At 61.7% G+C, this 25615-nt stretch carries 21 protein-coding genes; 12 read left to right on the plus strand and 9 right to left on the minus strand.

What is annotated here, in order from left to right; genetic code table 11:
* Positions 1–65: 65 nt before the first annotated feature.
* Genes AERO9A_RS21900 through AERO9A_RS21915 form a run of 4 tightly spaced genes read left to right on the plus strand, consistent with a single transcriptional unit; the run spans position 66 to position 8191 of the window.
* Entirely contained in the window at positions 66–1550 is a 1485-nt protein-coding gene (locus tag AERO9A_RS21900; RefSeq protein WP_159973991.1) for a class I SAM-dependent DNA methyltransferase, read from the plus strand.
* On the plus strand, positions 1547–2662 hold the full coding sequence (locus tag AERO9A_RS21905; RefSeq protein ID WP_159973992.1) for a restriction endonuclease subunit S: 1116 nt from the start codon (positions 1547–1549) through the stop codon (positions 2660–2662). The genes AERO9A_RS21900 and AERO9A_RS21905 overlap by 4 nt, the downstream gene beginning before the upstream one ends.
* A 3-nt stretch (positions 2663–2665) precedes the next feature.
* Complete coding sequence (locus tag AERO9A_RS21910; protein ID WP_159973993.1) at positions 2666–4705, plus strand: RNA-binding domain-containing protein; 2040 nt, start codon at positions 2666–2668, stop codon at positions 4703–4705.
* Positions 4706–4711: 6 nt separating this feature from the next.
* The gene (locus tag AERO9A_RS21915) at positions 4712–8191 is read left to right on the plus strand and encodes a DEAD/DEAH box helicase family protein (protein ID WP_159973994.1); all 3480 of its coding nucleotides are present in this window, start codon (positions 4712–4714) and stop codon (positions 8189–8191) included.
* Between the two features lie 349 nt (positions 8192–8540).
* Here AERO9A_RS21915 and AERO9A_RS21920 read toward each other — a convergent pair whose 3' ends face one another.
* The 7 genes from AERO9A_RS21920 to glyQ form a co-directional block, all read right to left on the minus strand.
* Positions 8541–9473 (minus strand): phosphatidate cytidylyltransferase, encoded by a 933-nt coding sequence (locus tag AERO9A_RS21920; protein WP_159973995.1) that lies wholly within the window; start codon positions 9471–9473, stop codon positions 8541–8543.
* Between the two features lies 1 nt (position 9474).
* Positions 9475–10098: a 1-acyl-sn-glycerol-3-phosphate acyltransferase gene (locus AERO9A_RS21925; RefSeq protein WP_159973996.1), complete on the minus strand. Its 624-nt coding sequence runs from the start codon at positions 10096–10098 to the stop codon at positions 9475–9477.
* Between the two features lie 97 nt (positions 10099–10195).
* Entirely contained in the window at positions 10196–10801 is a 606-nt protein-coding gene (locus AERO9A_RS21930; RefSeq protein WP_159973997.1) for a CDP-alcohol phosphatidyltransferase family protein, read from the minus strand.
* A gap of 185 nt (positions 10802–10986) precedes the next feature.
* Positions 10987–11754, minus strand: coding sequence for a 1-acyl-sn-glycerol-3-phosphate acyltransferase (locus tag AERO9A_RS21935; protein ID WP_159973998.1), 768 nt, complete (start codon positions 11752–11754; stop codon positions 10987–10989).
* 13 nt (positions 11755–11767) lie between these two features.
* Positions 11768–12298, minus strand: a complete 531-nt coding sequence (gene gmhB / locus AERO9A_RS21940) for a D-glycero-beta-D-manno-heptose 1,7-bisphosphate 7-phosphatase (RefSeq protein ID WP_159973999.1) — start codon at positions 12296–12298, stop codon at positions 11768–11770.
* An 81-nt stretch (positions 12299–12379) separates the two neighbouring features.
* Positions 12380–14434, minus strand: coding sequence for a glycine--tRNA ligase subunit beta (gene glyS / locus AERO9A_RS21945; RefSeq protein WP_159974000.1), 2055 nt, complete (start codon positions 14432–14434; stop codon positions 12380–12382).
* Positions 14431–15378 (minus strand): glycine--tRNA ligase subunit alpha, encoded by a 948-nt coding sequence (gene glyQ / locus AERO9A_RS21950; RefSeq protein WP_159974001.1) that lies wholly within the window; start codon positions 15376–15378, stop codon positions 14431–14433. Before glyQ ends, glyS begins: the two co-directional genes overlap by 4 nt.
* 171 nt (positions 15379–15549) lie before the next feature.
* On the opposite strand from glyQ, the gene AERO9A_RS21955 reads away from it, so the two are divergent.
* The 8 genes from AERO9A_RS21955 (at position 15550) to AERO9A_RS21990 (ending at position 23711) form a co-directional block, all read left to right on the plus strand.
* Positions 15550–16104, plus strand: a complete 555-nt coding sequence (locus tag AERO9A_RS21955) for a DNA-3-methyladenine glycosylase I (protein WP_159974002.1) — start codon at positions 15550–15552, stop codon at positions 16102–16104.
* Entirely contained in the window at positions 16101–16709 is a 609-nt protein-coding gene (locus AERO9A_RS21960; RefSeq protein WP_159974003.1) for a pyridoxamine 5'-phosphate oxidase family protein, read from the plus strand. Before AERO9A_RS21955 ends, AERO9A_RS21960 begins: the two co-directional genes overlap by 4 nt.
* A 55-nt stretch (positions 16710–16764) precedes the next feature.
* Positions 16765–17652: a lysophospholipid acyltransferase gene (locus AERO9A_RS21965; RefSeq protein WP_159974004.1), complete on the plus strand. Its 888-nt coding sequence runs from the start codon at positions 16765–16767 to the stop codon at positions 17650–17652.
* 295 nt (positions 17653–17947) lie between these two features.
* Positions 17948–18214: a PilZ domain-containing protein gene (locus AERO9A_RS21970; RefSeq protein ID WP_159974005.1), complete on the plus strand. Its 267-nt coding sequence runs from the start codon at positions 17948–17950 to the stop codon at positions 18212–18214.
* A 136-nt stretch (positions 18215–18350) separates the two neighbouring features.
* A complete protein-coding gene (mprF, locus tag AERO9A_RS21975; RefSeq protein ID WP_159974006.1) occupies positions 18351–20990 on the plus strand; it encodes a bifunctional lysylphosphatidylglycerol flippase/synthetase MprF in 2640 nt (879 codons plus the stop codon).
* Positions 20991–21000: 10 nt separating this feature from the next.
* On the plus strand, positions 21001–22239 hold the full coding sequence (locus tag AERO9A_RS21980; protein ID WP_159974007.1) for a virulence factor family protein: 1239 nt from the start codon (positions 21001–21003) through the stop codon (positions 22237–22239).
* A 190-nt stretch (positions 22240–22429) separates the two neighbouring features.
* On the plus strand, positions 22430–22921 hold the full coding sequence (locus tag AERO9A_RS21985) for a C40 family peptidase (protein WP_178111171.1): 492 nt from the start codon (positions 22430–22432) through the stop codon (positions 22919–22921).
* Positions 22922–23060: 139 nt separating this feature from the next.
* The gene (locus tag AERO9A_RS21990) at positions 23061–23711 is read left to right on the plus strand and encodes a 7-cyano-7-deazaguanine/7-aminomethyl-7-deazaguanine transporter (protein ID WP_159974008.1); all 651 of its coding nucleotides are present in this window, start codon (positions 23061–23063) and stop codon (positions 23709–23711) included.
* 115 nt (positions 23712–23826) lie between these two features.
* Here AERO9A_RS21990 and AERO9A_RS21995 read toward each other — a convergent pair whose 3' ends face one another.
* Both AERO9A_RS21995 and trkA read right to left on the minus strand, forming a co-directional pair.
* Complete coding sequence (locus tag AERO9A_RS21995) at positions 23827–24153, minus strand: tetratricopeptide repeat protein (protein ID WP_159974009.1); 327 nt, start codon at positions 24151–24153, stop codon at positions 23827–23829.
* Between the two features lie 88 nt (positions 24154–24241).
* Positions 24242–25615 (minus strand): Trk system potassium transporter TrkA, encoded by a 1374-nt coding sequence (gene trkA, locus AERO9A_RS22000; protein WP_159974010.1) that lies wholly within the window; start codon positions 25613–25615, stop codon positions 24242–24244.

Here is a 25615-nt window from a genome sequence, read left to right on the forward strand (position 1 = left end):
TTGTGTGGTCAGGCGTGGATAATCCAGGCCAGACATTTTTCTACCCATTCAGGCAGTCATACCCAGTGATCACAGGCGCCATCAAATCCCAGGTCGACCAAATCTGGAACGCATTCTGGAGCGGCGGCATCTCCAACCCCATCGAAGTCATCGAGCAGATGACCTACCTGCTGTTCATCAAGCGGCTGGACGAGTTGCAAACGGTCAAGGAAAAGAAGGCCGCGCGCACCGGCCAGCCCATCGAGAGCCCCATTTTCAGCCCCTATCAGGCGCACCTGCGTTGGTCGCAGTTCAAGCTGCTGGGCGATGCTGGCAGCCTCTACACCCTGGTTGCGGAAAAGGTCTTCCCCTTCATCAAGACTCTCGGCGGTGAGGATGGCCAGTCCACCTATGCCGCGCACATGAAGGATGCCCGCTTCACCATCCCTACCCCAGCGCTGCTGGCCAAGGTGGTGGACATGCTCGACGCCATCCCCATGGAGGACCGCGACACCAAGGGCGACCTCTACGAATACATGCTCGGCAAGATCGCCAGCGCCGGGCAGAACGGCCAGTTCCGCACGCCCCGGCATATCATCAAACTGATCGTCGAGATGATGGCGCCGCGCCCCGGCGACAGTATCTGCGACCCGGCCTGTGGCTCGGCGGGCTTTCTTGTGGCAGCGGCGGAATACCTGTACCAGCATCATCGCGACGAGATTTACCGCGATGTTGAGTCGGCGCGGCGCTTCAACCACGACACCTTCCACGGCTTCGACTTCGACAGCACCATGCTGCGCATCGGCTCGATGAACATGCTGCTACATGGCGTGGAAAACCCGGCCATCGAAAACCGCGACTCGCTGAGCCAGGGGCACGCCAGCGTCGAAGGGCAGTTCAGCTTGATCCTCGCCAACCCGCCCTTTGCCGGCAGCCTGGACTACGAAAGCTGCGCCAAGGATCTGCAGCAGATGGTCAAGACCAAGAAGACCGAGCTGCTGTTTCTCGCCCTGTTCCTGCGCCTGCTGAAACCGGGAGGCCGGGCGGCGGTGATCGTGCCGGACGGCGTGCTGTTCGGCTCGTCCAAGGCGCACAAGGAGCTGCGCCGGCTGATCGTCGAAGAGCACAAGCTGGACGCTATCGTCTCCATGCCCTCCGGCGTATTCCGCCCCTATGCCGGCGTCTCCACGGCCATCCTGATCTTCACCAAAACCAACAGCGGCGGCACCGACCACGTCTGGTTCTACGATATGCAGGCCGATGGCTATTCGCTGGACGATAAGCGCAACGAGCTGGCCGCTGACCAGCATGCAAGCAACAACCTGCCGGATATCCTGACGCGTTGGCAGAACCGCGATGGCGAAACGGCGCGTGAACGCACCGAGCAAAGCTTCCTGGTGCCCAAGGCGGAGATCGTCGAGAAGGAGTATGACCTGTCGATCAACCGCTACAAGCAGGTGGTGTACGAGCAGGTGCAGCATGAATCGCCGCAGAAGATTCTGGCGGAATTGAAGGCGCTGGAGGCGGATATTGTGCTGGGGCTGGAGGAGTTGGAGGGTATGCTGCCGTGACCCTCCAGACTTTTCGTTTTACTGACGTCGTCCGTGACGTATCGGGAGGCAATGCGAAGTTACCTCAATCCCAGTTTCAACCCTCTGGCAGCTTGGCAGTAGTTGATCAGGGCCAAAGCTTTGTCGCTGGTTATACCGATGAAATGGCTTACCAGTTCCGCAGTGAGTCTCTGCCGGTGATCGTATTTGGCGATCATACAAAAGCCATCAAGTACATTGACTTCCCGTTTGCGATGGGGGCCGATGGGGTCAAGGTACTTAAGCCGCTGGATATGTGTGATCCCAAGTATCTATATCATTATCTAAGGCAAGCTAAAATTCCTGATGCTGGATACAGTCGGCATTTCAAGTTTTTAAAGGAGCTGAGTATTCCACTCCCTCCTCTTCACGAACAACGCCGTATCGCAGCGATTTTGGACAAGGCCGACGCGCTGTGCGCCAAGCGTCGCGAGACCATCGCCAAGCTCGACCAGTTGCTGAAGTCGGTGTTTCTGGAGATGTTCGGTGACCCGGTAGAAAACCCTAAAGGCTGGAACCTAAAGCCGTTTACAGAAGTGGGTGAGTGGAAAAGCGGCGCGACACCGAGTAAGAGTGAACCTTCTTTTTGGGAGGGGAGCTTTCCGTGGGTCAGCCCCAAGGACATGAAAGTTAGTGAAATTTCTGACGCACAGGATCACGTATCTGAAGTGGTGTTCACGGCTACAAATCTTAAACGAATAGACCCCGGCCACCTGTTGATTGTTGTTCGCGGCATGATCCTCGCCCACTCTTTTCCTACGGCGATTAACGTTGTTCCAGTTGCGATCAACCAGGATATGAAGGCAATCCAACCCATCGATGAGTTGGATATTGTTTATTTGAAGTCAGCAGTCGATGCCTTGAAAGATCGGATTCTGAGTGTTGTGTCTACGGCTGGGCACGGGACACGACGTCTGGATATGCGAGACGCTTCTGAGGTTATGGTTCCTGTTCCTCCGGTTGAGTTGCAATCGGCCTATAAGGCAGTTGTTCAAAAGTACGCACAGCAGCGGAAAATGATGGTGGAACAATTGGCTCAACTGGAAAGAGCCTTTTCTTCCATCCAGACTAACGCCTTCTCAGGAACGCTCTAACCCATGATCGACCTCCACTCCCCCGCCGACCTCGAACTGCTGCGCGAATCCATCGACCTGGAGTGCAAGCTGGCGGCTGGGCGCGAGGGGCAGGGGGCGTTACCGGAGGACTTCTGGCCCACCTACAGCGCCTTAGCCAATACCAATGGCGGTGTGGTGCTGCTTGGTGTGCGCGAGAAGAAAGGGCAGTTTTTTCTTGAAGGCATCGCCAACCCGGCCAAGGTGCGCAAGGAGCTGTTCGACAACCTCAATAACCGCCAAAAGGTCAGCACCAACCTGCTGAGCGATGCCGATGTGCGCGAGGTGGCGCTGGAGGGGCGCACCCTGTTGCTGGTGGAGATTCCGCGCGCCAACCGCAAGCAGCGCCCGGTGCATCTGACGCCCAATCCCTTTGGCCATACCTATCGGCGGCTCAATGAAGGCGACCGTCATGTCGCCGACGAAGACGTGAAGCGCATGCTCGCCGAGCAGGTGGAAGACAGCCGCGATGATCGCATCCTCAAGGGCTATCACCTCGACGACCTGTGCAGCGAAACCCTGCGTGCCTATCGCCAGGTGTTCGCCAATCGCGACCCCGCGCACCCGTGGAACGCCCTGGACGATCACGAGTTCCTGCGCCAGATCGGCGGCTGGCGGCGTGACCGGGAAACCGACACGGCGGGCCTGACCCTGGCCGGGCTGCTGATGTTCGGCTGGATGAGCACCATCCAGGAAGCGTTGCCCAATTACATGCTCGACTATCAGGAGCGCCCGGAAGCGCGCACCGAGCTGCGCTGGGTGGATCGCGTGACCCTGGACGGCAAATGGTCGGGCAATCTCTACGACTTCTACCGCAAGGTCTACCTCAAGCTCACCGCTGACCTGAAGGTGCCGTTCAAGCTGGAGAAAGGCGAACGCCAGGACGAAACCCCCGTGCATGTGGCCTTGCGCGAAGCCCTGGCCAATGTGCTGGTGCATGCCGACTACTCCGACCGAGCCTCGGTGCTGGTGGTCAAGCGCCCGGATATGTTCGGCTTTCGTAACCCCGGCCTGATGCGTGTACCGCCGGAGGTTGCCATTCGCGGCGGTGAGCATGACTGCCGCAACCGCACGTTGCACAAGATGTTCCGCTTCGTCGGTGTGGGCGAACAGGCCGGCTCGGGTATCCCGAAGATCTACGCCGGCTGGAAGGATCAGCACTGGCGCCCGCCCGCACTGTTCGAGCGCAGCGAGCCGTATAACCAAACGCTGCTTGAGCTGCGCATGGTCGATCTGTGGCCGGAGGATGTGCTGCAGGCCTTGCGTCTGCAGTTTGGCCCAGTGTTCGAGCAGCTCTCCCATGACGAGCGCCTGACCCTGGCTGCCGCTGCCTCCGAGCGCACCATCAGCCATGGGCGAATCATGGAGATGACCGGCCTGCACTCTGTCGAGGCCTCGCGCCTGCTGCAGGCATTGGTACGTGGCGGCTATCTGGAGAGCCATAACCCAGGGCGTGGCGCGGTGTATTGCCTGCCCGGTGCCGGCTTGCCCACCCCGGAAGATGTATTCGGAGGTAGCGCCGACTATTTGCCCGTCAGCTCCGAACATTTGCCGGACAGCTCCGGACATTTGGGCGGTAGCTCCGGACATTTGCCCGATAGCTCCGAACATTTGCCCGTCAGCTCCGAACATTCGCAGGCGAGCTCCGAACATTTGGCCCTTAGCTCCGAACATTCAATGGCGGAACGTGATGAGTACGGCAGAAGGCTTAGCAGCCATCTCGATGCGCCGATTCTCGACTCGCTGGCGTGCTTGCCACACGGCTACAAGGCACAAATGGAGGCATTGGCGAATGCTGCACGTAGCGGAAGGCTGAGCCAAAGCGCCATGCGTAGCGTCATTCTGGCCTTGTGCGAGGGGCAGTATGTAACAGGGCCAAGCTTGGCCAGCTTGCTGCAACGTAGCCCGGATGCATTACGCCAACAGCATCTGAAACCACTGGTCGTGTCCGGGCAGCTACGCCTGGCCTTCCCCACCACGCCTACACACCAGAGGCAGGCCTACCGCACAACGGAAAGTGAGTAGTCAGCCATGAGTAACTTCCAGTTTCTCGCGCCAGAGTTCAAAGCCCTTCTCGAACCTGCCCAGGGCGCCGAGCAACTGGTGTATTCCGACCCGCGTGCCTGCTGCATGCGTACCCGCCATGCGCTGGAGCAGGCGGTGCATTGGTTGTACGAGCATGACCGCGATCTGCGCATGCCCTACGACCGCAGCCTCAACGCGCTGCTGAGCAACCGCGACTTCGAGGATCTGCCGCCGCCGCAGGTGTTGCAGAAGATGCGCCTGATCCAGAAGGCCGGCAACCAGGCGGTGCATGGCAGCGGTACGATTGGCTTCAGCGACTCGATGAAGCTGCTGCGCGAGTTGTTTCATGTACTGTTCTGGCTCGCGCGCACCTACACCCGCGCCAGTGATCCCAAGGCCATCGTCGCCCGCTTCGATGACAAGCGCGTACCGCAACTGGTCAGCAGTAGCGATGCAGCCACCTTCACTCGCGAGGAGTTGAAGAAGCAGGAGGCCAGGTTCCAGCAGCAGATCGCCGAGCAGCATGCCGCGCTGGAAAAACGCGAAGTGGCCATCGCCGAACAGGCCGCCACCCTGGCCGAGCGTGAAGCCTTGTTGGCGCAGGTCAATGCCGATCTGGCGGCAGCGCGTGCCGAACTGGCCAAGGCCAAGGCCGCCAATATCGCCGTGCCGGATACTCACGATTACGACGAAGCCGACACGCGCCGCTTCTTTATCGATGTGCTGTTGCGTGAAGCGGGCTGGGAGGACGGCAAGAATCTGTCCAGCGAAGTGCCGCTCAAGGGCATGCCCAACAAGGCCAATGAAGGCTTTGCCGACTATGTGCTGTGGGGCGCCGACGGCAAGCCGCTGGCTGTGGTGGAAGCCAAAAGCAGCCTGAAAGACCCGGATATCGGTCGTCAGCAGGCCAAGCTCTATGCCGATTGCCTGGAAGCCGAGAAGGGCCAGCGCCCGCTGATCTTCTACACCAACGGTAACCACACCTGGCTATGGGACGACCGCCGTGCGCCGCCACGCGAAGTGCAGGGCTTCTATACCCGCGCCGAGCTGGAACTGGCCGTGCAGCGTCGGCAGTTGCAAGGCGATATACGCAGCCTGCCGATCAATGCGAATATCGTCGGGCGCCCCTACCAGCAGCGTGCCATCCGTGCCATGGCCGAAGCCCTGGCCAATGGTCGCCGCGCCGGTCTGCTGACCATGGCCACCGGCACCGGCAAGACGCGCACCGCCATCGCTCTGGTGGAGTTGCTGATGCGCGCCAATTGGGTCAAGCGCGTGCTGTTTCTCGCCGACCGGGTGGCGCTGGTCAATCAGGCGGTGAGCGCCTTCAAGGAGCATCTGCCCGACTCCAATCCGGTCAATCTGGTGACCGAGAAGAACGGCCAAGGCCGCGTCTACCTGTCCACCTACCCGACCATGATGGGCCTGATCGATGAGATGGACGGCGAGCAGCGCCGTTATGGCATCGGCCACTTCGACCTGGTGATCATCGACGAGGCACACCGCAGCGTGTACCAGAAGTACGGGGCGATCTTTCGCTACTTCGACAGCTATCTGGTGGGCCTGACCGCGACGCCACGCGATGAGGTGGATCGTGACACCTACCACCTGTTTGGCTTGGAAACCGGCGTGCCCACCGATGCCTACAGCCTCGACGAGGCTGTGGCCGCCGGTTATCTGGTGCCGCCCAAGGCGCATTCGGTGCCGATCAAGTTCGTCCGCGAGGGCATCCGCTATGACGAGCTGAGCGATGCCGAGAAGGAGCACTGGGAATCCCTGGACTGGGGCGAGCGCGCCGACGAGGATGGCGAGGCACCTGCCGAGGTACTGGCCTCGGAGGTGAACAAGCAACTGTTCAACGAACACACCGTCGACCTGATGCTGCGGCACTTGATGCAACACGGACTGAAGGTGGATGGCGGGGAGCTGATCGGCAAGACCATCATCTTTGCGGTGAACAAGGAGCACGCCAAGTTCATCGCCCGTCGTTTCGATCATCACTACTCGCAGTACAAGGGCGAGTTTGCCCGTGTCATCGTGCATGGCGAACCCTATGTACAGACGCTGATTGATGCCTTTGGCGCCAAGGACAACCGCCTGCCGCAGATCGCCATTTCGGTGGACATGCTCGACACCGGCATCGACGTGCCGCAGGTGCTCAATCTGGTGTTCTTCAAGGCCGTGCGCTCGAAGGTCAAATTCCTGCAGATGATCGGCCGTGGCACGCGCCTGTGCGAAAACCTGTTCGCACCGGGCGTAGACAAGAGCGAGTTCTATATCTTCGATTTCTGCGCCAACTTCGAGTACTTCAACGAGCACCCGAAAGGCGCACTGGGCGGCATGGCCGAGCCGGTCGGCAAGCGTCTGTTCAAGGCGCGGCTGGAACTGCTGTCGCTACTCTCCGGCAAGGACACCCGTGTGCGCGAGGGTGTTGCCGAAACCATCGGCGGCTATGACAGCCTGGGCAGCCTGCGCCAGGCGGTGACCGAGGAGCTGCACGGCGAGGTGGCGGCGATGAATCAGGACAACTTCATCGTGCGTACCGAGCGTGAGCATGTGGTGCGTTTCGCCGAGCGAGCAGCCTGGAACGACCTCGACGATGCAGCGTTAGGCGATTTGCGCGCCCATGTCGCGGGTTTGCCCAGCGAACGCGAAGCCGAGCACATCACTGCCAAGCTGTTCGACCTGCTCTGCCTCAACCTGCAGTTGGCCGTGCTGCGCGCCAGTGGCGATTTCGTCGCCTACCGTGACCGGGTGCGTGAGCTGGCCAGCCAGTTGGAGTTGATGGAGAGCATCCCGGCCATCCGCGCCGAGCTGGCGTTGATTCAGGATCTGCAGACAGAGGAATACTGGCAGGACATCACCCTGCCGATGATCGAGCAGCTACGCCGGCGGTTACGCGGGTTGATTCAGCTTATTCAGCGACGCACATCCAACCCGGTCTATACCTTTCTTACCGACCAGATCGGCGAGGCCAGCGAGGTGGTACTCAACGACTTCAGCACCGGCATCAACCTGGCGCAGTATCGCAAGAAGGTCGAGGCGTACATTCGCGCCAACGAAAACCATCTGGCCATCGCCAAGCTCAAGCACAACAAGCCGCTCACGGCGAGTGATCTGGCCGAGCTGGAGCGTTTCGTCTATCAGTCCGAGCCGGTGGAAAGCCGCGAGCGCTTCGTCGAATGCTTTGGCAGCGAGCGCCCGCTGCCGCTGTTTATCCGCTCACTGGTGGGGCTGGATCGCAACGCGGCGATGGAGGCTTTCAGCAAATTCCTCGATGGCAGCCGCTACAACAGCCAGCAGATCCGCTTCGTGGAAATGATCATCGAGCGCCTGACCCGGCACGGCTGCATCGAGCCGGGTCAGCTTTACGATCCCCCCTTCACCGCTCTGCATCACGAAGGGCTGGATGGCACCTTCGCGGATGCGGATGCCGAGGGTATCGTCGCGGTGATCAACAGGCTCAATCAAATAGCCGCCGCCTGATGCAGCGTCGTCTGCTGTGGCATCAGTCGGCGCTTGGGACGAATGCCCACCCTGTCACAGTTTCGCGTAGTACCCAGTACTTATGGCAAAAGGCTTACATGGCTAGGAGCAGAGTGCTTCTCCCCTCGCCTGCGAGGTCTGGCTAATCTACACACACGTACCGGGAAATGGATATCCCGAGTCAAGGAAGACAGACCGCGCCAGGAAGGCAAACGACAGGAGGTCGGAAGGTCATTAAAAAACCCGCTTCGGCGGGTTTTTTGTTGCCTGTCATCCCCGGCGGCAATCCTTTGGGCCATTGCAAGCGACGTCATAAACCGTTTCCGACGGTCTGTGGAAAAGTGGGCCATCAGGCCCACCAGTAGCGCACCATGTGGAAGAACACCGGCGCTGCGAAACAGACCGAGTCCAGACGGTCGAGCATGCCGCCGTGGCCTTCGATCATGTGGCCCCAGTCTTTCACCCCACGATCGCGTTTGATCGCCGACATCACCAGGCCGCCGGCGAAGCCGAGCATGCACACCAGCAGGGCGAACAACGCTGCCTGCCAGAAGGCAAACGGGGTGATCCAGCACAGCAGGGCGCCGATCAGTGTGGCCAGCGCTACGCCGCCGATAAAGCCTTCCACGGTTTTCGAGGGCGACAGTTTGGGTGCGATCTTGTGCTTGCCGAACAGCTTGCCGCACACGTACTGCAGCACGTCGGATATCTGCACCACGATGATCAGCCAGGCGATCAGCAGCAGGTTGCGCCCTTCGTAGCCGGGGATTTCCAGAGTCAGTAACGCCGGCACGGCAGAGATGCAGAATACGGCGATCATCAGGCCCCACTGCACCTTGGCTGCACGCTCCAGGTAGCGCGTAGTGTCGCCGCCCAGCGAGGCGAGGATCGGCAGTAGCAGGAAGAGATAGACCGGGATGAAGATGGCGAACAGACCGTACCAGTTGAACATGATCAGCAGGTACTGCAGCGGCAAGGCGAAGTAGAAGGCGGCTACCAGTGCGGGGTAGTCGCTGCGCCGGGTTGGCGCCAGGGTCATGAATTCGCGCAGTGCGTAGAAGGACACAAAGTAGAACAGCACGATCACGCCGTTGTTGCCGAACAGGAAGGCGATGCCGATGACCAGCACCATCACCCACCAGGCGTTGATTCGGGCGTTGAGGTTGTCGATTACCGGGCTGGGGTTGTCGCCACTGCGCTTTTTGAGGATCAAGCCAATCAGGCTGGCGAGCAGTAGCAGGGCACCGATACCGGCGAACAGCAGCAGGGTGTTGTTATCCATCTCAGGCCTCCTCGGGTGCCAGTGCCAGCAGCGCGTTGCGTGCGCGTTCAAGGAAGGCGTCTTTGCCTTCACCCTCGCTACGCTGCAGCGCAGCGCCGAAGCTCAGAGTGCACAACAGTGGCAGCGGTAGCGCCCTGCCCTTGGGCATCACGCGGTTGAGGTTGGCGATCCATACGGGCACCAGTTCCACTTCGGGGCGTGCCTGCGCCAGGTGGTAGAGTCCGCTCTTGAACGGCAGCAGCGGATCGTCACTCAGATTGCGCGTACCTTCGGGGAAGATGATCAGCGAGTCGCCGCCGTCCAGTGCATCGAGCATCGCTTGCAGCGGGTTGCCGCCCTCTTCCTTACGCGCGCGGTCGACCAGTACGCCGTTGAACACCCGCTTGATCAGAAAGCTGCGCACGCCGGGTTTGAGCCAGTAATCGGCGCCAGCCACTGGACGCGTACGCTTGCGCAATTCGGGCGGCAGTGATGCCCAGAGCAGAACGAAGTCGCCGTGGCTGCTGTGGTTGGCGTAATACAGGCGCTGCGTCGGCTGCGCGGTACTGCCGAGCCACAGGGCTCGTGCACCGGTCAGCAGGCGAGCCGCCGAAGTGATGGCGAAAGCGGTCAATGCGGCGAGCATGAGGACTCCTTGGGCTGCAAAGGGAGGACGGCAGGTGTGTGGTGGCGGGCGATGTTTAAGTGGTGCATGGAATCTCCGTATTCCGTTACTGGTGGGCTCAGGCGGTCTCTGCCAGCCCATGACGAACGCGGTTGTAGAGGGTGTAAAGCAGCAGTGCCAGGATCAGAGCGAGCAACGTGTTGATCCACAGGGCCGATAACAGGCCGGTGGCGACACCGGCGCCGAGCACGCCGAAGCAAAAAGCGCGGTCGCTCTTGCCCATAGGCCCGTCATAGCGGCGTGAGGCGCCGACCATCGGCCCGAGTACACCTGCGTATTCGCTGATCACCGCCAATAGCACCACAAGCACCGCTAGCAGTGGCGATACGCCGGGCAGCAGTGCGAAAGGCAGATAAAGGGCGCTATCGGCGATTACATCGCAGAGTTCGTTGAGGTAGGCGCCAAGCTTCGATTGCTGGCCGAACTCACGGGCGAGCATGCCGTCAACGGCGTTCAGTGCCATGCGCAGCAGCATCCATAACGGAATCAGGGCGAATAGCCAGGTAACCGAGGGAAAAGCAGCGAGCAGCGCGCCGAGTAGCAGCGAGACGATGGCGGCGGTCAGGGTTACCTGGTTGGCGGTGACACCGCGAGCATAGAGACGCTGCACGCCTGGGCGCAGCAGGTTTTGGAAGGCCGGCTTGAGTTGGTAGATCGATGGCATGGCAGTGAATTCCCTTTCTGAACATCTGGCATACAGCGGACTTGTGCAGTCACGCTGTATGAATATTCAGGAAGTTATACCCTGCCGCAGAATTTTCCTAGTGGCGTTTATAACCCAGGGAAATCAGGCACATGAAGCCATGATATGGCGCTTTGCTGGTATTCCGTGCACAGCTTATCCACAGGTCAGGCGGTTTCACCCACGCTGGCTGAAACAGGGGCTTCGCCGCGCATTTCGGTCTGCTGCTGGCGAACCCATTGGAAAGCACGTTCGTTCAGTTCTGCGATGGCGCGCGGGCCTTCGCCTTCGGCGTGCATCGGTGCACCGATGACCACCTGGACGGTGCCGGAGTGCTTGCCCCAGCCAGCCTTGGGCCAAAACTCGCCGGCGTTGTGAGCGATAGGCAGCACCGGCAGACCGGCGTTGACTGCCAGCGCCGCGCCGCCACGGGAGAACTTGCCGATCTGACCCGGCGGAATGCGCGTGCCTTCGGGGAATACCAGCACCCAGGCGCCCTGCTTGAGTCGTTCGTCACCCTGCTTGGCCATCTGCTTGAGCGCGGCCTTGGGGTTGCTGCGGTCGATGGCGATGGGCTTGAGCAGCGCCATGCCCCAGCCGAAGAACGGCACACGCAGCAGCTCACGCTTGACCACCTGCGACAGCGGCTCGAAGAACCCGGACAGGAAGAAGGTTTCCCAGGTGCTCTGGTGGTTGGCGAGGATCACGCAGGGGCGCGCGGGGATGTTCTCCAGGCCACGCACTTCATAGCGGATGCCGACGATAACCTTGGCCAGCCACACACCGCAGTTGCACCAGGCCTGGACGACGAAGCGATAGCGCTGGCGGAATGGCAGCAAGGGTGCCACCACCAGGCTGATCAGGCACCAGAAGAACGAGCTGGACGACAGCAGCAGGTAGAAAAGCGTGACTCTGAGGGCCTGCAGGATCGCCATTGAACTTTGCACCTTATGAGAGCAGTTGATCGGCGACAGCCGCCAGATCATTGAATACCAGGGTTCCTGGCGGCAGGGGCTTGGCCAGGGTTCGTTCACCTTTTCCGGTCTTCACCAGCACAGGCTGACAATCGACGGTCAGCGCCGCCTGCAGGTCACCGCTGGTGTCGCCGACGAACCAGACGCCTGCCAGTTCCGTGCCGTAGTGCGCGGCGATTTGCTTGAGCATCCCCGGCTTGGGTTTGCGGCAGTCGCAGCCCTCGTCCGGGCCATGTGGGCAATGGACGATTAGGCCGATTTCGCCGCCCTGCTCGGCCACCAGCTCACGCAGGCGCGTATGCATCGACTCCAGGGTCGCCAGGTCGTAATAGCCTCGCGCGATGCCGGACTGGTTGGTGGCTACCGCTACCGTCCAGCCTGCTTGCGACAGGCGTGCGATGGCGGTGATCGACGAGGCAATCGGGAGCCACTCGTCGAGCGTCTTGATATAGGCGTCGGAGTCTTGGTTGATGACCCCGTCGCGGTCGAGGATGAGTAATTTCATAGCCGCAAGCTCCAAGCCGCAAGCTACAAGTCAACAGCGGCCTGCTTGCCGCTTGAAGCTTGTAGCTTGCGGTTGCTGGCTTTAGCCCAGCACCGAGATATCCGCCACGCCTAAGAACAGCCCGCGCAGGCGGGCCAGCAGGGCGTAACGGTTGGCGCGCACGCGGGCGTCTTCAGCGTTGACCAGCACCGCTTCGAAGAAGGCGTCTACTGGTTCGCGCAGGCTGGCCAGCTTGGCCAGCGCCTCGTTGTACTGACGCGCGGCAGCCAGCGGCTGCACAGCGTGGTCAGCTTGCTGGATGGCCGCATGCAGTGCGAACTCGCTGGGGTTGTCGAAGTAGTGCGCTGCGACCTGGGCAGCGATGCCGCCTTCAGCCTTGCTGAGCAGGTTCGACACACGCTTGTTGGCGGCGGCCAGGGCCGCGGCTTGCGGCAGCGTACGGAAAGCCTGCACGGCCTGCACGCGCTGGTCGAAGTCCAGCGGCGAGGTCGGGTTCACCGCACGCACGGCCTGGTACACGGCGACTTCAATGCCTTCGTCTTCGTAGCGTGCACGCAGGCGGTCGAAGATGAACTCCAGCACCTGTGCGGCCAGGCTTTCAGACTTGACCTTGCCTGCGTACTGGGCGACGGCGAAGTCGACCGCAGCGGCCAGGTTCAGATCCAGGCCCTTCTCGATCAGGATGCGCAGTACGCCGAGGGCGGCGCGACGCAGGGCGTAGGGGTCTTTCGAGCCGGTCGGCAGCATGCCGATGCCGAAGATGCCGACCAGGGTGTCGAGCTTGTCGGCCACCGCCACAGCCGCGCCAGTCAGGGTGCTCGGCAGTTCGGCACCGGCACCGCGCGGCATGTACTGCTCGTTCAGGGCCAGGGCGACGTCTTCGGGCTCACCATCGTTGAGCGCGTAGTAGTAACCGGCGATACCTTGCATTTCCGGGAACTCGCCGACCATCTCGGTGGCCAGGTCGCACTTGGACAGCAGGCCGGCACGAGCGGCGCGCTGAGCGTCACCACCCACTTCGCGGGCGATGAAGCCGGCCAGCGCCGAGACGCGTTCGGCCTTGTCGAATACCGAACCGAGCTGTGCCTGGAATACCACGTTGGCCAGGCGCTGGTTGAAGCTTTCCAGCTTCTGCTTCTTGTCCTGCTTGAAGAAGAACTCGGCGTCGGTCAGGCGCGGACGCACGACTTTCTCGTTGCCCGAGACGATCTGTGCCGGGTCCTTGGACTCGATGTTGGCCACGGTGATGAAGCGCGGCAGCAGCTTGCCATTGGCATCGAGCAGGCAGAAATACTTCTGGTTGTCCTGCATGGTGCTGATCAGCGCTTCTTGCGGCACTTCGAGGAAGCGCTCTTCGAACGAGCAGACCAGCGGCACCGGCCACTCGACCAGGGCGGTGACTTCGTCCAGCAACGCTGGCGGCACAATCGCAGTGCCCTGCTCGGCTGCGGCCAGTTCGTCGACGCGGCGGCTGATGATCTCACGGCGCTCGGCGAAGTCGGCCAGCACATAGGCGCTGCGCAGGTCTTCGGCGTAGCTGGCCGGGCTGCTGATACGCACGTCGCGGTTGGCATGGAAGCGGTGGCCACGGGAGATGCGACCGGCTTTCTGGGTGAGAATTTCGCAATCGACCACGCTGTCGCCGAAGAGCATTACCAGCCACTGGGTCGGACGTACGAACTCGTCACGACGGGCGGCCCAGCGCATGCGTTTGGGGATCGGCAGATCGTTCAGCGAGTCGGCCACGATGGTCGGCAGCAGGTTCACGGCCGGCTGGCCGGGGATGTGCTGGGCGAAGCGCAGTTTCGCGCCGCTGCGGTCGATTTCGGTGATGTCCACGCCACACTTGCGGGCGAAGCCCAGGGCGGCCTGGGTCGGGTTGCCGTCGGCGTCGAAGGCGGCCTGAATGGGCGGGCCGTCGAGGTTCATGCTGCGGTCGGCCTGCTGTTCTTCGAGCTGCTCGACCAGTACCGCGAGGCGGCGCGGCGCGGCGTACACGCGCGTACTGGCATAGTTCAGACCGGCGGCTTTGAGGCCTTTTTCGATACCGGCGAGGAAGGCGTCACCGAGGCTTTTCAGCGCTTTGGGTGGCAGTTCTTCGGTGCCCAGTTCGACCAGGAAATCTTGTGCACTCATGCTTGCGCCTCCAGCTTGGCCAGTACTTCTTCACGCAGTTCGGGGGTGGCCATGGGGAAGCCGAGTCGGGCGCGAGCCTGCAGGTAGCTCTGCGCCACGGCGCGGGCCAGGGTACGCACGCGCAGGATGTACTGCTGACGCGCGGTTACCGAGATGGCGCGGCGGGCGTCGAGCAGGTTGAAGGTGTGCGAGGCCTTGAGCACCATTTCATAGGTCGGCAGCGGCAATTGCAGCTCGATCAGGCGGTTGGCTTCGCTCTCGTAGAAGTCGAACAGCTCGAACAGCTTCTCGACGTTGGCGTGTTCGAAGTTGTAGGTCGACTGCTCCACTTCGTTCTGGTGGAACACGTCGCCGTAGGTCACGGTGCCGAACGGGCCGTCGGTCCAGATCAGGTCGTAGACCGAGTCCACACCCTGCAGATACATGGCCAGGCGCTCCAGGCCGTAGGTGATCTCGCCAGTCACCGGGTAGCACTCGATGCCGCCGACCTGCTGGAAGTAGGTGAACTGGGTGACTTCCATGCCATTGAGCCAGATTTCCCAGCCCAGACCCCAGGCGCCGAGGGTCGGCGATTCCCAGTTGTCTTCGACGAAGCGGATGTCATGCACTTCCGGGTCGAGGCCGATGGCCTTGAGCGAGCCCAGGTAAAGCTCCTGGAAGTTCTCCGGGTTGGGCTTCAACACCACCTGGAACTGGTAGTAATGCTGCAGGCGGTTGGGGTTTTCGCCGTAACGGCCGTCGGTCGGACGACGCGAAGGTTGCACGTAGGCGGCGTTCCAGGTTTCCGGGCCGACGGCGCGCAGGAAGGTGGCGGTGTGGAAGGTGCCGGCGCCTACTTCCATGTCGTAGGGTTGCAGCACCACGCAGCCCTGCTCGGCCCAGTAGTTCTGCAGGGCCAGGATCAGATCCTGGAAGGTACGCGCGGCAGGCTTGTTCTGGCTCACGAAAAAATCACCTGTGGAGGCTTGCGAGGGAAAGCCGGGGAGTATATCGAAACTCGGCGCAAGCCGCAGGGTACGGCACATCGGCATCATCGTGATGAGCGCTTGCGCTGTATTTATATCCAGTTATTTTGTGGTTATAGTCACTTCTTCTCCTGACCGAGGCTCACAGACATGCCCCGCTGCTTCTGGTGTACCGACGATCCGCTGTACCAGGCCTATCACGACGAGGAATGGGGTGTGCCGCAGCGCGATGCGCGCCATCTGTTCGAGATGCTGTTGCTCGAAGGCGCGCAGGCCGGGCTGTCGTGGATCACCGTGCTGAAGAAGCGCGAGCGCTATCGCCAGGTGTTGCATAACTTCGATGCCGAGCGCCTGGCGCGGCTCTCCGACGAGGAAATCGAGGCGCTGATGCAGGACCCCGGCATCATCCGCAATCGCCTCAAGCTCAAGGCCGTGCGGCAGAACGCCCAGGCCTGGCTGAAGTTGGAGGATCCGGTGACGCTGCTCTGGTCATTTGTCGGCGGCGCGCCGAAGGTCAATCATTTCAGTGACCGCAGCCAGGTGCCTGCGGTAACGCCCGAGGCCGAAGCGATGAGCAAGGCGCTGAAGAAGGCCGGTTTCACCTTCGTCGGCCCGACCATCTGCTATGCCTTCATGCAGGCCACGGGTATGGTGATGGATCACACCATCGACTGCGACCGCTACGCGCCACTGAAGAGCTCATGACCACTATCACCACGCTGGATGAACTGTTGGCACTGTACGGCGAAAGCCACGAACGCTCGCGGCGCAAGGAACTGCCACGGCTGATCGACCCCTATCGTGCATTGATCCAGGCTTCGCCCTTCGTGGTGCTGGCCAGCGCTGGCCCGGATGGTCTCGATTGCTCGCCACGTGGCGATGCATCGGGCTTTGTGCAGATTCTCGACGACCAGACCCTGCTGCTGCCGGATCGCCCCGGCAACAACCGCATCGACAGCTTGCGCAACATCGTGCAGAACCCGCACGTCGCGCTGCTGTTCCTGATTCCCGGCGTTGGCGAAAGCCTGCGGGTCAATGGCCGGGCGCAGATTTCTCTCGATCCAGAGCTGTTGGAGCGGGGGCGCGTCGGGGACAAACTGCCACGCAGTGTGCTGCGCATTGATATCGATAGCTGCTACTTCCAGTGCTCCAAGGCAGCACTGCGCTCGGGGCTGTGGGATCTCTCGCGTCAGGTTGAGCGCGCCAGCCTGCCCAGTGCTGGCGATATATTCCGCTGCATCTATGAAGAGTTCGACGTTGAAGCCTATGAGCGCGATCTGCAGCAACGGCAGCGCAGCAGCCTGTACTGACTGCATCGGCACACGTCGCTACACTTGACGCTTTTCTGAGCGGTTGGAGTGTGTCGTGGAAAAATTCAAGGGCGCTCTGGTGGTGGGTTTTCTGCGCCTGTTTGCGCTGTTGCCCTGGCGTGCCGTGCAGGCGGTGGGCAATGCCATCGGCTGGCTGATGTGGAAGTTGCCCAATGGCTCGCGTGAGGTGGCGCGTATCAACCTGCGCCAGTGTTTTCCTGAGCTGAGTGAGGCCGAGCGCGAGCAACTGCTTGGGCAGAGCCTCAAGGACATCGGCAAAACCCTGACCGAGAGCGCCTGCGCCTGGATCTGGCCGGCGCACAAATCGCTCAAGCTGGTGCGCGAGGTAGAAGGCCTCGAAGTGCTGCAACAGGCACTGGCCTCGGGCAAGGGCGTGGTCGGCATTACCAGTCACCTGGGCAACTGGGAAGTGCTCAACCACTTCTATTGCAACCAGTGCAAGCCGATCATTTTCTACCGTCCGCCCAAGCTCAAGGCGGTCGACGAGCTGCTGCAGACGCAACGTGCACAAATGGGCAACCGCGTTGCGCCGTCAACCAAGGAAGGCATTCTCAGCGTCATCAAGGAAGTGCGCAAAGGTGGCGCGGTAGGCATTCCGGCGGATCCAGAGCCGAGCCGTTCGTCGGGCGTATTCGTGCCTTTTCTTGGTACCTCTGCGCTGACCAGCAAGTTCGTGCCTGGCATGCTCGCTGGCGGCAAGGCGGTCGGCGTATTTCTGCATGCCGTACGTTTAAATGATGGCAGCGGCTACAAGGTGATCCTCGAGGCCGCGCCTGAAGGCATGTATAGCGAGGACGTAGAAGTGGGCGTGGCGGCGATGAGCGAAGTGGTGTCGCGCTACGTGCGCAGTTACCCGAGCCAGTACATGTGGAGCATGAAGCGCTTCAAGAAGCGCCCGGATGGCGAGGCCAAGTGGTACTGACGTGCAGCCTGCGGGCATAGACGATTCATACAGGCGCCTTGAGGGTAATGCCTGTCAGTTAAGCTCCCGCATGGGCTTGGTTTCCATGCCCTCAATCGTGTAGGAGCGAATTCATTCGCGATAGGGTTTAGCTCCGTGCCTGCCCAAGATCGCGAATAAATTCGCTCCTACAGTGGAAAGCCTTATCTGATCGGCATTGGCCTTGAGGGCGCCTTTTTTCTGCCATGCGCTGGGCCTTGTTACGGGAATGAGCTATTAAAGGCAAGTTCATCACTCGCCCATCACTGGAGTCGCCATGTCGAATCAGCGTCAGCAGGTACGAACCCCGATGAAGTGCCGAATCAAGATCAGCCATGCCAGTTTCGGTGAGCTGCTGGCGCAGACTCGTGACCTGTCTGACAGCGGCGTTTACGTGAAGCACCCTGACATGAGTACTTTGGCTGTGGGCACTGAAGTCACCGGGCAGGTACAGGATTTGCCCTTCCCCGCTCCGGTACTGCGCATGGAGGTGATGCGGGTGGATGCTGAAGGCGCGGGTCTGCGTTTTCTCGGCGAAGCCTGACGCGCGCGGCGCCTGGCTGGTGAAGTGCCTTACTGAGGGCATGTACTAAATTTTCGGATCAATGGAACATTTGGTTACATCTGCACTCTGACCAAGACCTCAATCCGAGGCGGCGTCCACCCGAGGCGTTTTCGACATGAGTCGAGCGGTACCCGAAGTTCCCCAAGACGGCGCTCAGGCGCATGCTCCCATTCCCTCCGTTCCATCTTCGACCTGGCTACAACGCAATCGCCAACTTATCGGCCTCAGCTTGTCGCTGTTGCTGTTTGGCCTGGCGTTGCTGGCCTGTTGGCACTTGGTTAGCGAGATCAACCCGGATCAGGTACGTGAATCGCTGGCGGCGGTGCCGCCGCAGGCGCTGTTCGGTGCGTTACTGGCCGCGATTCTGGGCTTTATGGTGATGCTCGCCTATGAGTGGTCGGCCAGCCGTTATGCCAACGTCCGTCTGCCGGCTGCGACCTTGGCTCTCGGTGGTTTCTGTGCGTTCGCTATCGGTAATGCGGTAGGACTGTCGGCGCTATCTGGTGGCTCGGTGCGCTATCGCCTGTATGGGCGCAATGGGCTGAGTGCCGGTGATGTGGCGCGGATGAGCTTGTTCGCCAGCCTGTCGCTGGGTGTCAGCCTGCCAATCCTGGCGGCGTTGGCGGCGCTATTCGATCTGCCGGATGCCTCGGCTGCGCTGCGCTTACCCGAGCCGGTGCTTATGGTACTGGCATTGGCTGTGTTGGCTGCAGCACTGATCGTGGTGGTGGTGGTTAGCCGCAAGCGTTTGCCCGAGCGACCGGCGCCTGGCTGCTGGCAGGTGGATCTGGGGCGTTTCAACATCCGTTTGCCCGGCCTGCGCATGAGCCTGGTGCAACTGCTGATCAGCAGCCTGGATGTGCTTATCGCGGCTTGCGTGCTTTATCTGTTGCTGCCGGAGGTCCCACCCTTCTCCAGTTTCGTGTTGGTGTACATGCTGGCGTTGGCGGCGGGCGTGCTGAGTCATGTACCGGGTGGTGTCGGGGTGTTCGAAGCCGTGCTGCTGGCCGCGTTCTCGTCGCGCATCGACCCGGCCGCTCTGGTAGCGGCGATGCTGCTCTATCGGCTGCTGTACGTGTTGTTGCCGTTGTTGGCGGCGGGCTTGTTGTTATTGGCTGTAGAGGCGCGTCGGCTGTGGTTCTCGCGTCAGGTAGCACGTGTCGCCAGTGGTATGGCGGCGCCGCTATTGGCCATGCTGGTGTTTTGTGCCGGAGCGGTACTGCTGTTTTCCGGGGTCATACCGATCATGGACGAGCGCCTGGAGGCGCTGGGCTTTCTGATGCCGCCGCAACTGATCGCGGCCTCGCATCTGGCGGCGAGTCTGGTCGGCACGCTGTGCTTGCTGTTGGCTCAGGGCCTGCGGCGGCGCTTGTCGGCGGCCTGGGCGTTGACGCTGGTGCTGTTGTGCATGGGCTCGGTGCTGTCATTGCTCAAGGGTTTCGACTGGGCTGAATCCCTGGCTCTGACGGTTATCGCCGGGTTGCTGGCGTTGTTTCGCCGTGAGTTCTATCGCCGCAGTCGGCTGATGGATGTACCGGCTTCCGGCCTGGGACTGGCTGCCACGGTTGGGGTGATTGCGGCTTCTATCTGGCTGTTGCTGTTCGCTTATCAGGATGTCGCCTACAGCCACCAGTTATGGTGGCAGTTCGAGCTCGATGCCAATGCCCCGCGCGGTCTGCGTGCGGCTCTGGGCAGTGCGTTGGTGTTGTTGGCCGTTGGCCTGACCTGGCTGCTGCGTGCCACGCCGCCGAGCATTCGCCTGCCTGACAGCGGAGCGCTGCTGCGTGCCCGCGCCATCGTCCAGGCCTCACGCCAGCCGGAGGGTAGCTTGGCCCTGAGTGGCGACAAGGCGCTGCTGTTCCACCCCGATGGCGATGCGTTTCTGATGTACGCCCGTCGCGGGCGCAGCCTGGTGGCGTTGTTTGATCCTATCGGCCCGGCCCCCGCCCGTGCCGAGCTGATCTGGCAGTTCCGTGACCTGTGTGACCGCCATCATGCGCGCCCGGTGTTCTATCAGGTGCGCGCCGAGAATTTGCCCAGTTATATCGACATCGGCCTGACTGCACTGAAGCTGGGTGAAGAGGCATTGGTGGATCTGAAAACCTTCGACTTGGCCAGCAACGGCAAGGAAATGAAAGCCTTGCGCTACACCTGGAACCGTGGCCAGCGTGATGGCTTGAGTCTGGAGTTCCATGCCCCTGGCCAGGCGCCGTTTGCCGAGTTGCACGCGATTTCCTGCGCCTGGTTGCAGGGCAAGAGCGTGCGCGAGAAGGGCTTTTCCTTGGGGCGTTTCAGCCCGGAATATTTGGCGCATTTCCGCGTGGTGGTGGTGCGTTTCGAGGGGCGCGCGGTGGCCTTCGCCAACTTGCTTGAGTGCGAGACGCGCGCGGTGGCCAGCCTCGATCTGATGCGTGTGCTGCCGGATGCGCCTAAGTCGACGATGGAATTTCTCATGCTCGGTTTGATCCAGCAGTTCCAAAGCGAAGACTACGCCCGCTTCAGCCTCGGCATGGTGCCGCTGGCGGGTTTGCAGACGCGTAAGGGCGCGCCGCTGCCGTTGCGTCTGGGCGCGTTGGTGTTTGATCGTGGTGAGAATTTCTACAACTTCCAGGGGCTGCGGCGCTTCAAGGACAAGTTCCTGCCGCAGTGGGAGCCGCGTTACCTGGCCGTACCGGCTGGGCTCGATCCCTGGGTGGCATTGGCCGATACCGCAACGCTGATCGCGGGCGGGCTGGGTGGATTGGTGAGGCGTTGAGATGGGCACGATGAAGAAAGCGCTGGGTGGTGCCGTGCTGGTTGCGGCACTGACGGCGGGCGCGACGACCTGGTGGTGGTCGATGCGCGCGGTAGCGCATTTGCAGACGGTACAGATGCAGGGTATGGCTGCACAGTTGCTGAGCCAGGGCGAGGCACGCCAGCGGGTGCTGCTGATCGCCCCGGCTGATCAGGCCCTCGATGGCGCTGCCTTGCGGCGGCTGGGTGAAGTGGGCGATTTGCGCGTGCTGCAGGTGCCGTTCGTAGCCGGTGATTGTGCCGCTCAGCAGCGCCAGATCGATCAGGCGCGCGAGCAACTGGGGGGCGAACCGACCCTGGTTGCCGGGGTTGGCCCGGCTGCCAGCAGCGCCTGGCGCTGGTTGGCGACACAGACGGATGATCAGGCACAGGCGTTGTCGGTCGGCTTCGATCTGGCCAGCCCTGACTGCCCTCAGCCGCTGCCGCAAAAAGCCGCACATGGTCACTGGGTTGCCCTGTGGAATGACAATCCGGGTGATGACAACGCCCGTTTCCTGCGCGAGCAGAGCAACGGCGAGCCGCGCATCGGTACGCTGGAGGCACCGTTGCCAACGCTGCTGGCCGACCAGTTGCAGCGCATGCTGGCTGGCCAGGGTAGCGCGATGCCGGTGATCGAACATCCGTCGGCACAACCGGCGGACACGCTCACTCTGTTTTATTCCGGCGATGGTGGCTGGCGCGATCTCGACCGCGCTTCGGCTGAGTACATGGCTGCTGCCGGTTACCCGGTGGTGGGTATCGACACCCTGCGTTATTACTGGCAGCACAAGAGCCCGGAGCAGAGTGCCGCCGACCTGTCGCGGCTGATGCAGCAGTATCGCGACAAATGGCATATCAAACGCTTCGTGCTGGCCGGTTACTCCTTCGGCGCCGATGTCCTGCCGGCCATCTACAACCGCCTGCCGAGCAGCGATCAGCAACAGGTCGACGCCATGCTGCTGTTGGCCTTCGCCCGCAGTGGCAGTTTCGAGATCGCTGTAAGCGGTTGGCTCGGCAAGGATGGCGCAGAAGCGCCGACCGGCCCGGAGATGCAGCGCCTGCCAGCGGCCAAGGTGTTTTGTATCTACGGCAGCGAAGAGGCGCCGGACAGTGGCTGCACGGCACCGGGCGCCGTGGGCGAGCGCCTGCAGATCACAGGCGGGCATCACTTCGACGAAGACTATGCCGCGCTGGCGCAGAAGATGCTGGCGGCGATCAAGGCACGTCAGTAACCCGCCAAGGACGGCACCCGATCAGGCACCGTTCGTCGGTTATGCCCGCCCTTAAATGAACCTTGAGCGCAGAACGGTAGTCCGTGGTCGGGATGGGCTGGATGCTCATTTTCGATGCAACGCCATGATTTGGAAGGGTTTCCAAGCATAGGCCGCTGACCAGGGTTACTGGGTTTTGAATAAGATCTTCATGTCATTTTGTCTTGGAGGCGCTCTTTTATTCGGGATTTGTGCCGAAGCCTCCGCCACCTTTCGCATACAGACCATCCCGGCGCCCAGCCAGCAGGCTGAGCCAGCACCGGCCCGCGAGGTACTCGACCGCGCCCTCGCTGTTCTGGGTAAACCCTATCGTTGGGGCGGTGCGAGCCCCAAGCAGGGGTTCGATTGCAGCGGCCTGGTGCAATACGCCTTCAAACCGCTCGAAGACCTTGAGCTGCCGCGCACCTCGCATGAGCTGTCGCGTGTCGATGCGCCCTCCGTCAAGCGTGGTGAGTTGCAGCCGGGAGACCTGTTGTTCTTCCGCATTCGCAGCCGTTCGGTGGATCACGTTGCCATCTACCTGGGCGAAGGACGTTTCATTCACGCGCCGCGTCGTGGCGCCAACGTCCGTATCGACCGCCTCAATACGCCGTACTGGAAGCGTCATTTCCAATCAGCCAAGCGTGTCGTGCCGCAGGCCTGAGGTTGCGATCAACGGTGGCCGTCTGGCCACCTGAAACCTATCTCCAGGGTCAAGTTCGCGCTAGAATGCGCGCCGCTCGCGGCCATGTCGGCGGCGGCAGTGGGTTCCCTCACCCCACTTCATGAAAAAGGACACAGACATGACCCTGATTCCTGCATCGGTCAGTCGGCCTGTATTGGCTGCGCTGATTGCCTTCCACATCCTCATTATCATCGCCAGCAACTACCTGGTGCAGTTGCCGATCACCCTGTTCGGCTGGCATACCACCTGGGGCGCGTTCAGCTTTCCGTTCATCTTCCTGGCCACCGACCTGACCGTGCGCCTGACTGGCAAGCATGCTGCGCGGGTGGTGATTGCGCGCGTCATGCTGCCGGCGCTGATCGCGTCCTACGTGGTTTCCGTACTGTTCCATGAGGGCGCCTTTGGCGGCTTGGCGGCGTTGGGTGAGTTCAACCTGTTCGTCTTCCGTATCGCCGTGGCCAGCTTCCTCGCCTACGCCTTCGGCCAGTTGCTCGACATTCAGGTGTTCGACCGCTTGCGCCGGATGCGCCAGTGGTGGATCGCGCCGACGGCTTCGACCATCTTCGGCAACCTGCTCGATACCTTCCTGTTCTTCTCGGTGGCCTTCTGGCACAGCGACGATCCCTTCATGGCAGCTAACTGGGTGGAGATCGCCACAGTGGATTACGTGATCAAGCTGGCCATCAGCCTGATGCTGTTCGTGCCGCTGTACGGCATGCTGCTCAGCGCCATCGTGCGCGCTTTGCCGCAGCGTACCGCTACCGCCTGAGTCGCGTCGTAAACGCCGTAGCCCGGATGCAATCCGGGGGCAGACTGCAGAAACTTTCCCGGATTGCATCCGGGCTACGCAGCTACGAGGTAGCGCCGAGCTGGTGGGAGGGGCTTTAGCCGCGATTGCTCGCGGACTTGTCCAGCTTGCGCAGGAACACCGTCATTTCCTTCTCGGCCTGTTTGTCGCCCTTGGCCTGGGCGGCGGCGATGCCCTGCTGCCAGGCCTGGCGCGCGGCTTCTGCATCACCGGTAGCCTGCAGCGCCTTGCCCAGTAGCTTCCAGGCGGCGGAATAGCTCGGGTCGAAGGCGACGCAGCGCTGCAGGTGCTCGGCGGCCTGTACGGCGTTGCCGCCGTCCAGATGGGCCTTGCCCAGACCGAAACGCAGCAGGGCATTGTCCATGCCCTTGGCCAGCATCTTTTCCAGTGCTTCGGTGCTCACAGGGGGCCTCCTTCGTCGGCCAGCTACAAGCGGCAAGCTTCAAGCTGCAAGAAGGCTCGTTTGCGGCTTGAAGCTTGTGGCTTGCCACTCAAAAGAACGTCAGACCAGCCTGGAACAAGCGCTCGACGTCGCGGATGTACTTCTTGTCGACCAGGAACAGGATGACGTGGTCGCCGGACTCGATCAGCGTGTCGTCGTGGGCGATCAGCACTTCTTCCTCACGGATGATGGCGCCGATGGTGGTGCCCGGCGGCAGGGCGATATTACCGATCATGCGGCCGATGACCTTGCTCGACTTGGCGTCGCCGTGGGCGATCACCTCCAGCGCTTCCGCCGCGCCACGGCGCAGGCTGTGCACGCTTTCGATATCGCCACGACGCACGTGGGTCAGCAGGGTGCCGATGGTGGCGAGCTGCGGGCTGATGGCGATGTCGATTTCACCGCCCTGCACCAGATCCACGTAGGCCGGGTTGTTGATAATGGTCATCACCTTGCGCGCCCCCAGGCGCTTGGCCAGCAAGGACGACATGATGTTGGCTTCGTCGTCGTTGGTCAGGGCCAGGAAGATGTCGGCGTCGCTGATGTTTTCTTCCACCAGCAAGTCCCTGTCCGAGGCGCTGCCCTGCAGGACGATGGTGCTTTCCAGATTTTCCGAGAGGTAACGGCAACGTGCCGGGTTCATCTCGATGATCTTGACCTGATAGCGGCTCTCGATGGCTTCGGCCAGGCGCTCGCCGATATGCCCGCCGCCGGCGATGACCACTTTCTTGTAGCTGTCTTCGAGGCGGCGCATCTCGCTCATCACCGCGCGGATGTGCGCTTTGGCGGCGATGAAGAAGACCTCGTCATCGGCTTCGATGATGGTGTCGCCCTGCGGCATGATTGGCCGGTTGCGGCGGAAGATCGCCGCCACGCGGGTGTCCACGGTAGGCATGTGGGCGCGTAGCTGGCGCAGTTGCTGGCCCACCAGTGGGCCGCCGTAGTAAGCCTTGACCGCCACCAACTGGGCTTTGCCTTCGGCGAAGTCGATGACCTGCAAGGCGCCAGGGTATTCGATCAGGCGCTTGATGTAGTTGGTCACCACCTGTTCGGGGCTGATCAGCACGTCGACCGGGATGGCCTCGTTGTCGAACAGCGCCTCGCGGGTCAGGTAGGCCGACTCGCGCACACGGGCGATGCGCGTCGGGGTGTGGAACAGGGTGTAAGCGACCTGGCAGGCGATCATGTTGACTTCGTCGCTGTTGGTGACGGCCACCAGCATGTCGGCGTCATCCGCGCCGGCCTGGCGTAGCACGGTGGGGAAGGAGCCCTTGCCCTGCACGGTGCGGATGTCCAGGCGGTCGCCGAGGTCACGTAAACGGTCGCCGTCGGTGTCGACCACGGTGATGTCGTTGGCTTCGCTGGCCAGGTGTTCGGCCAGGGTGCCGCCTACCTGGCCGGCGCCGAGAATGATGATCTTCAC

The sequence above is a fragment of the Pseudomonas sp. 8Z genome (assembly GCF_902506535.1).
Taxonomy (GTDB): Bacteria; Pseudomonadota; Gammaproteobacteria; order Pseudomonadales; family Pseudomonadaceae; genus Aquipseudomonas.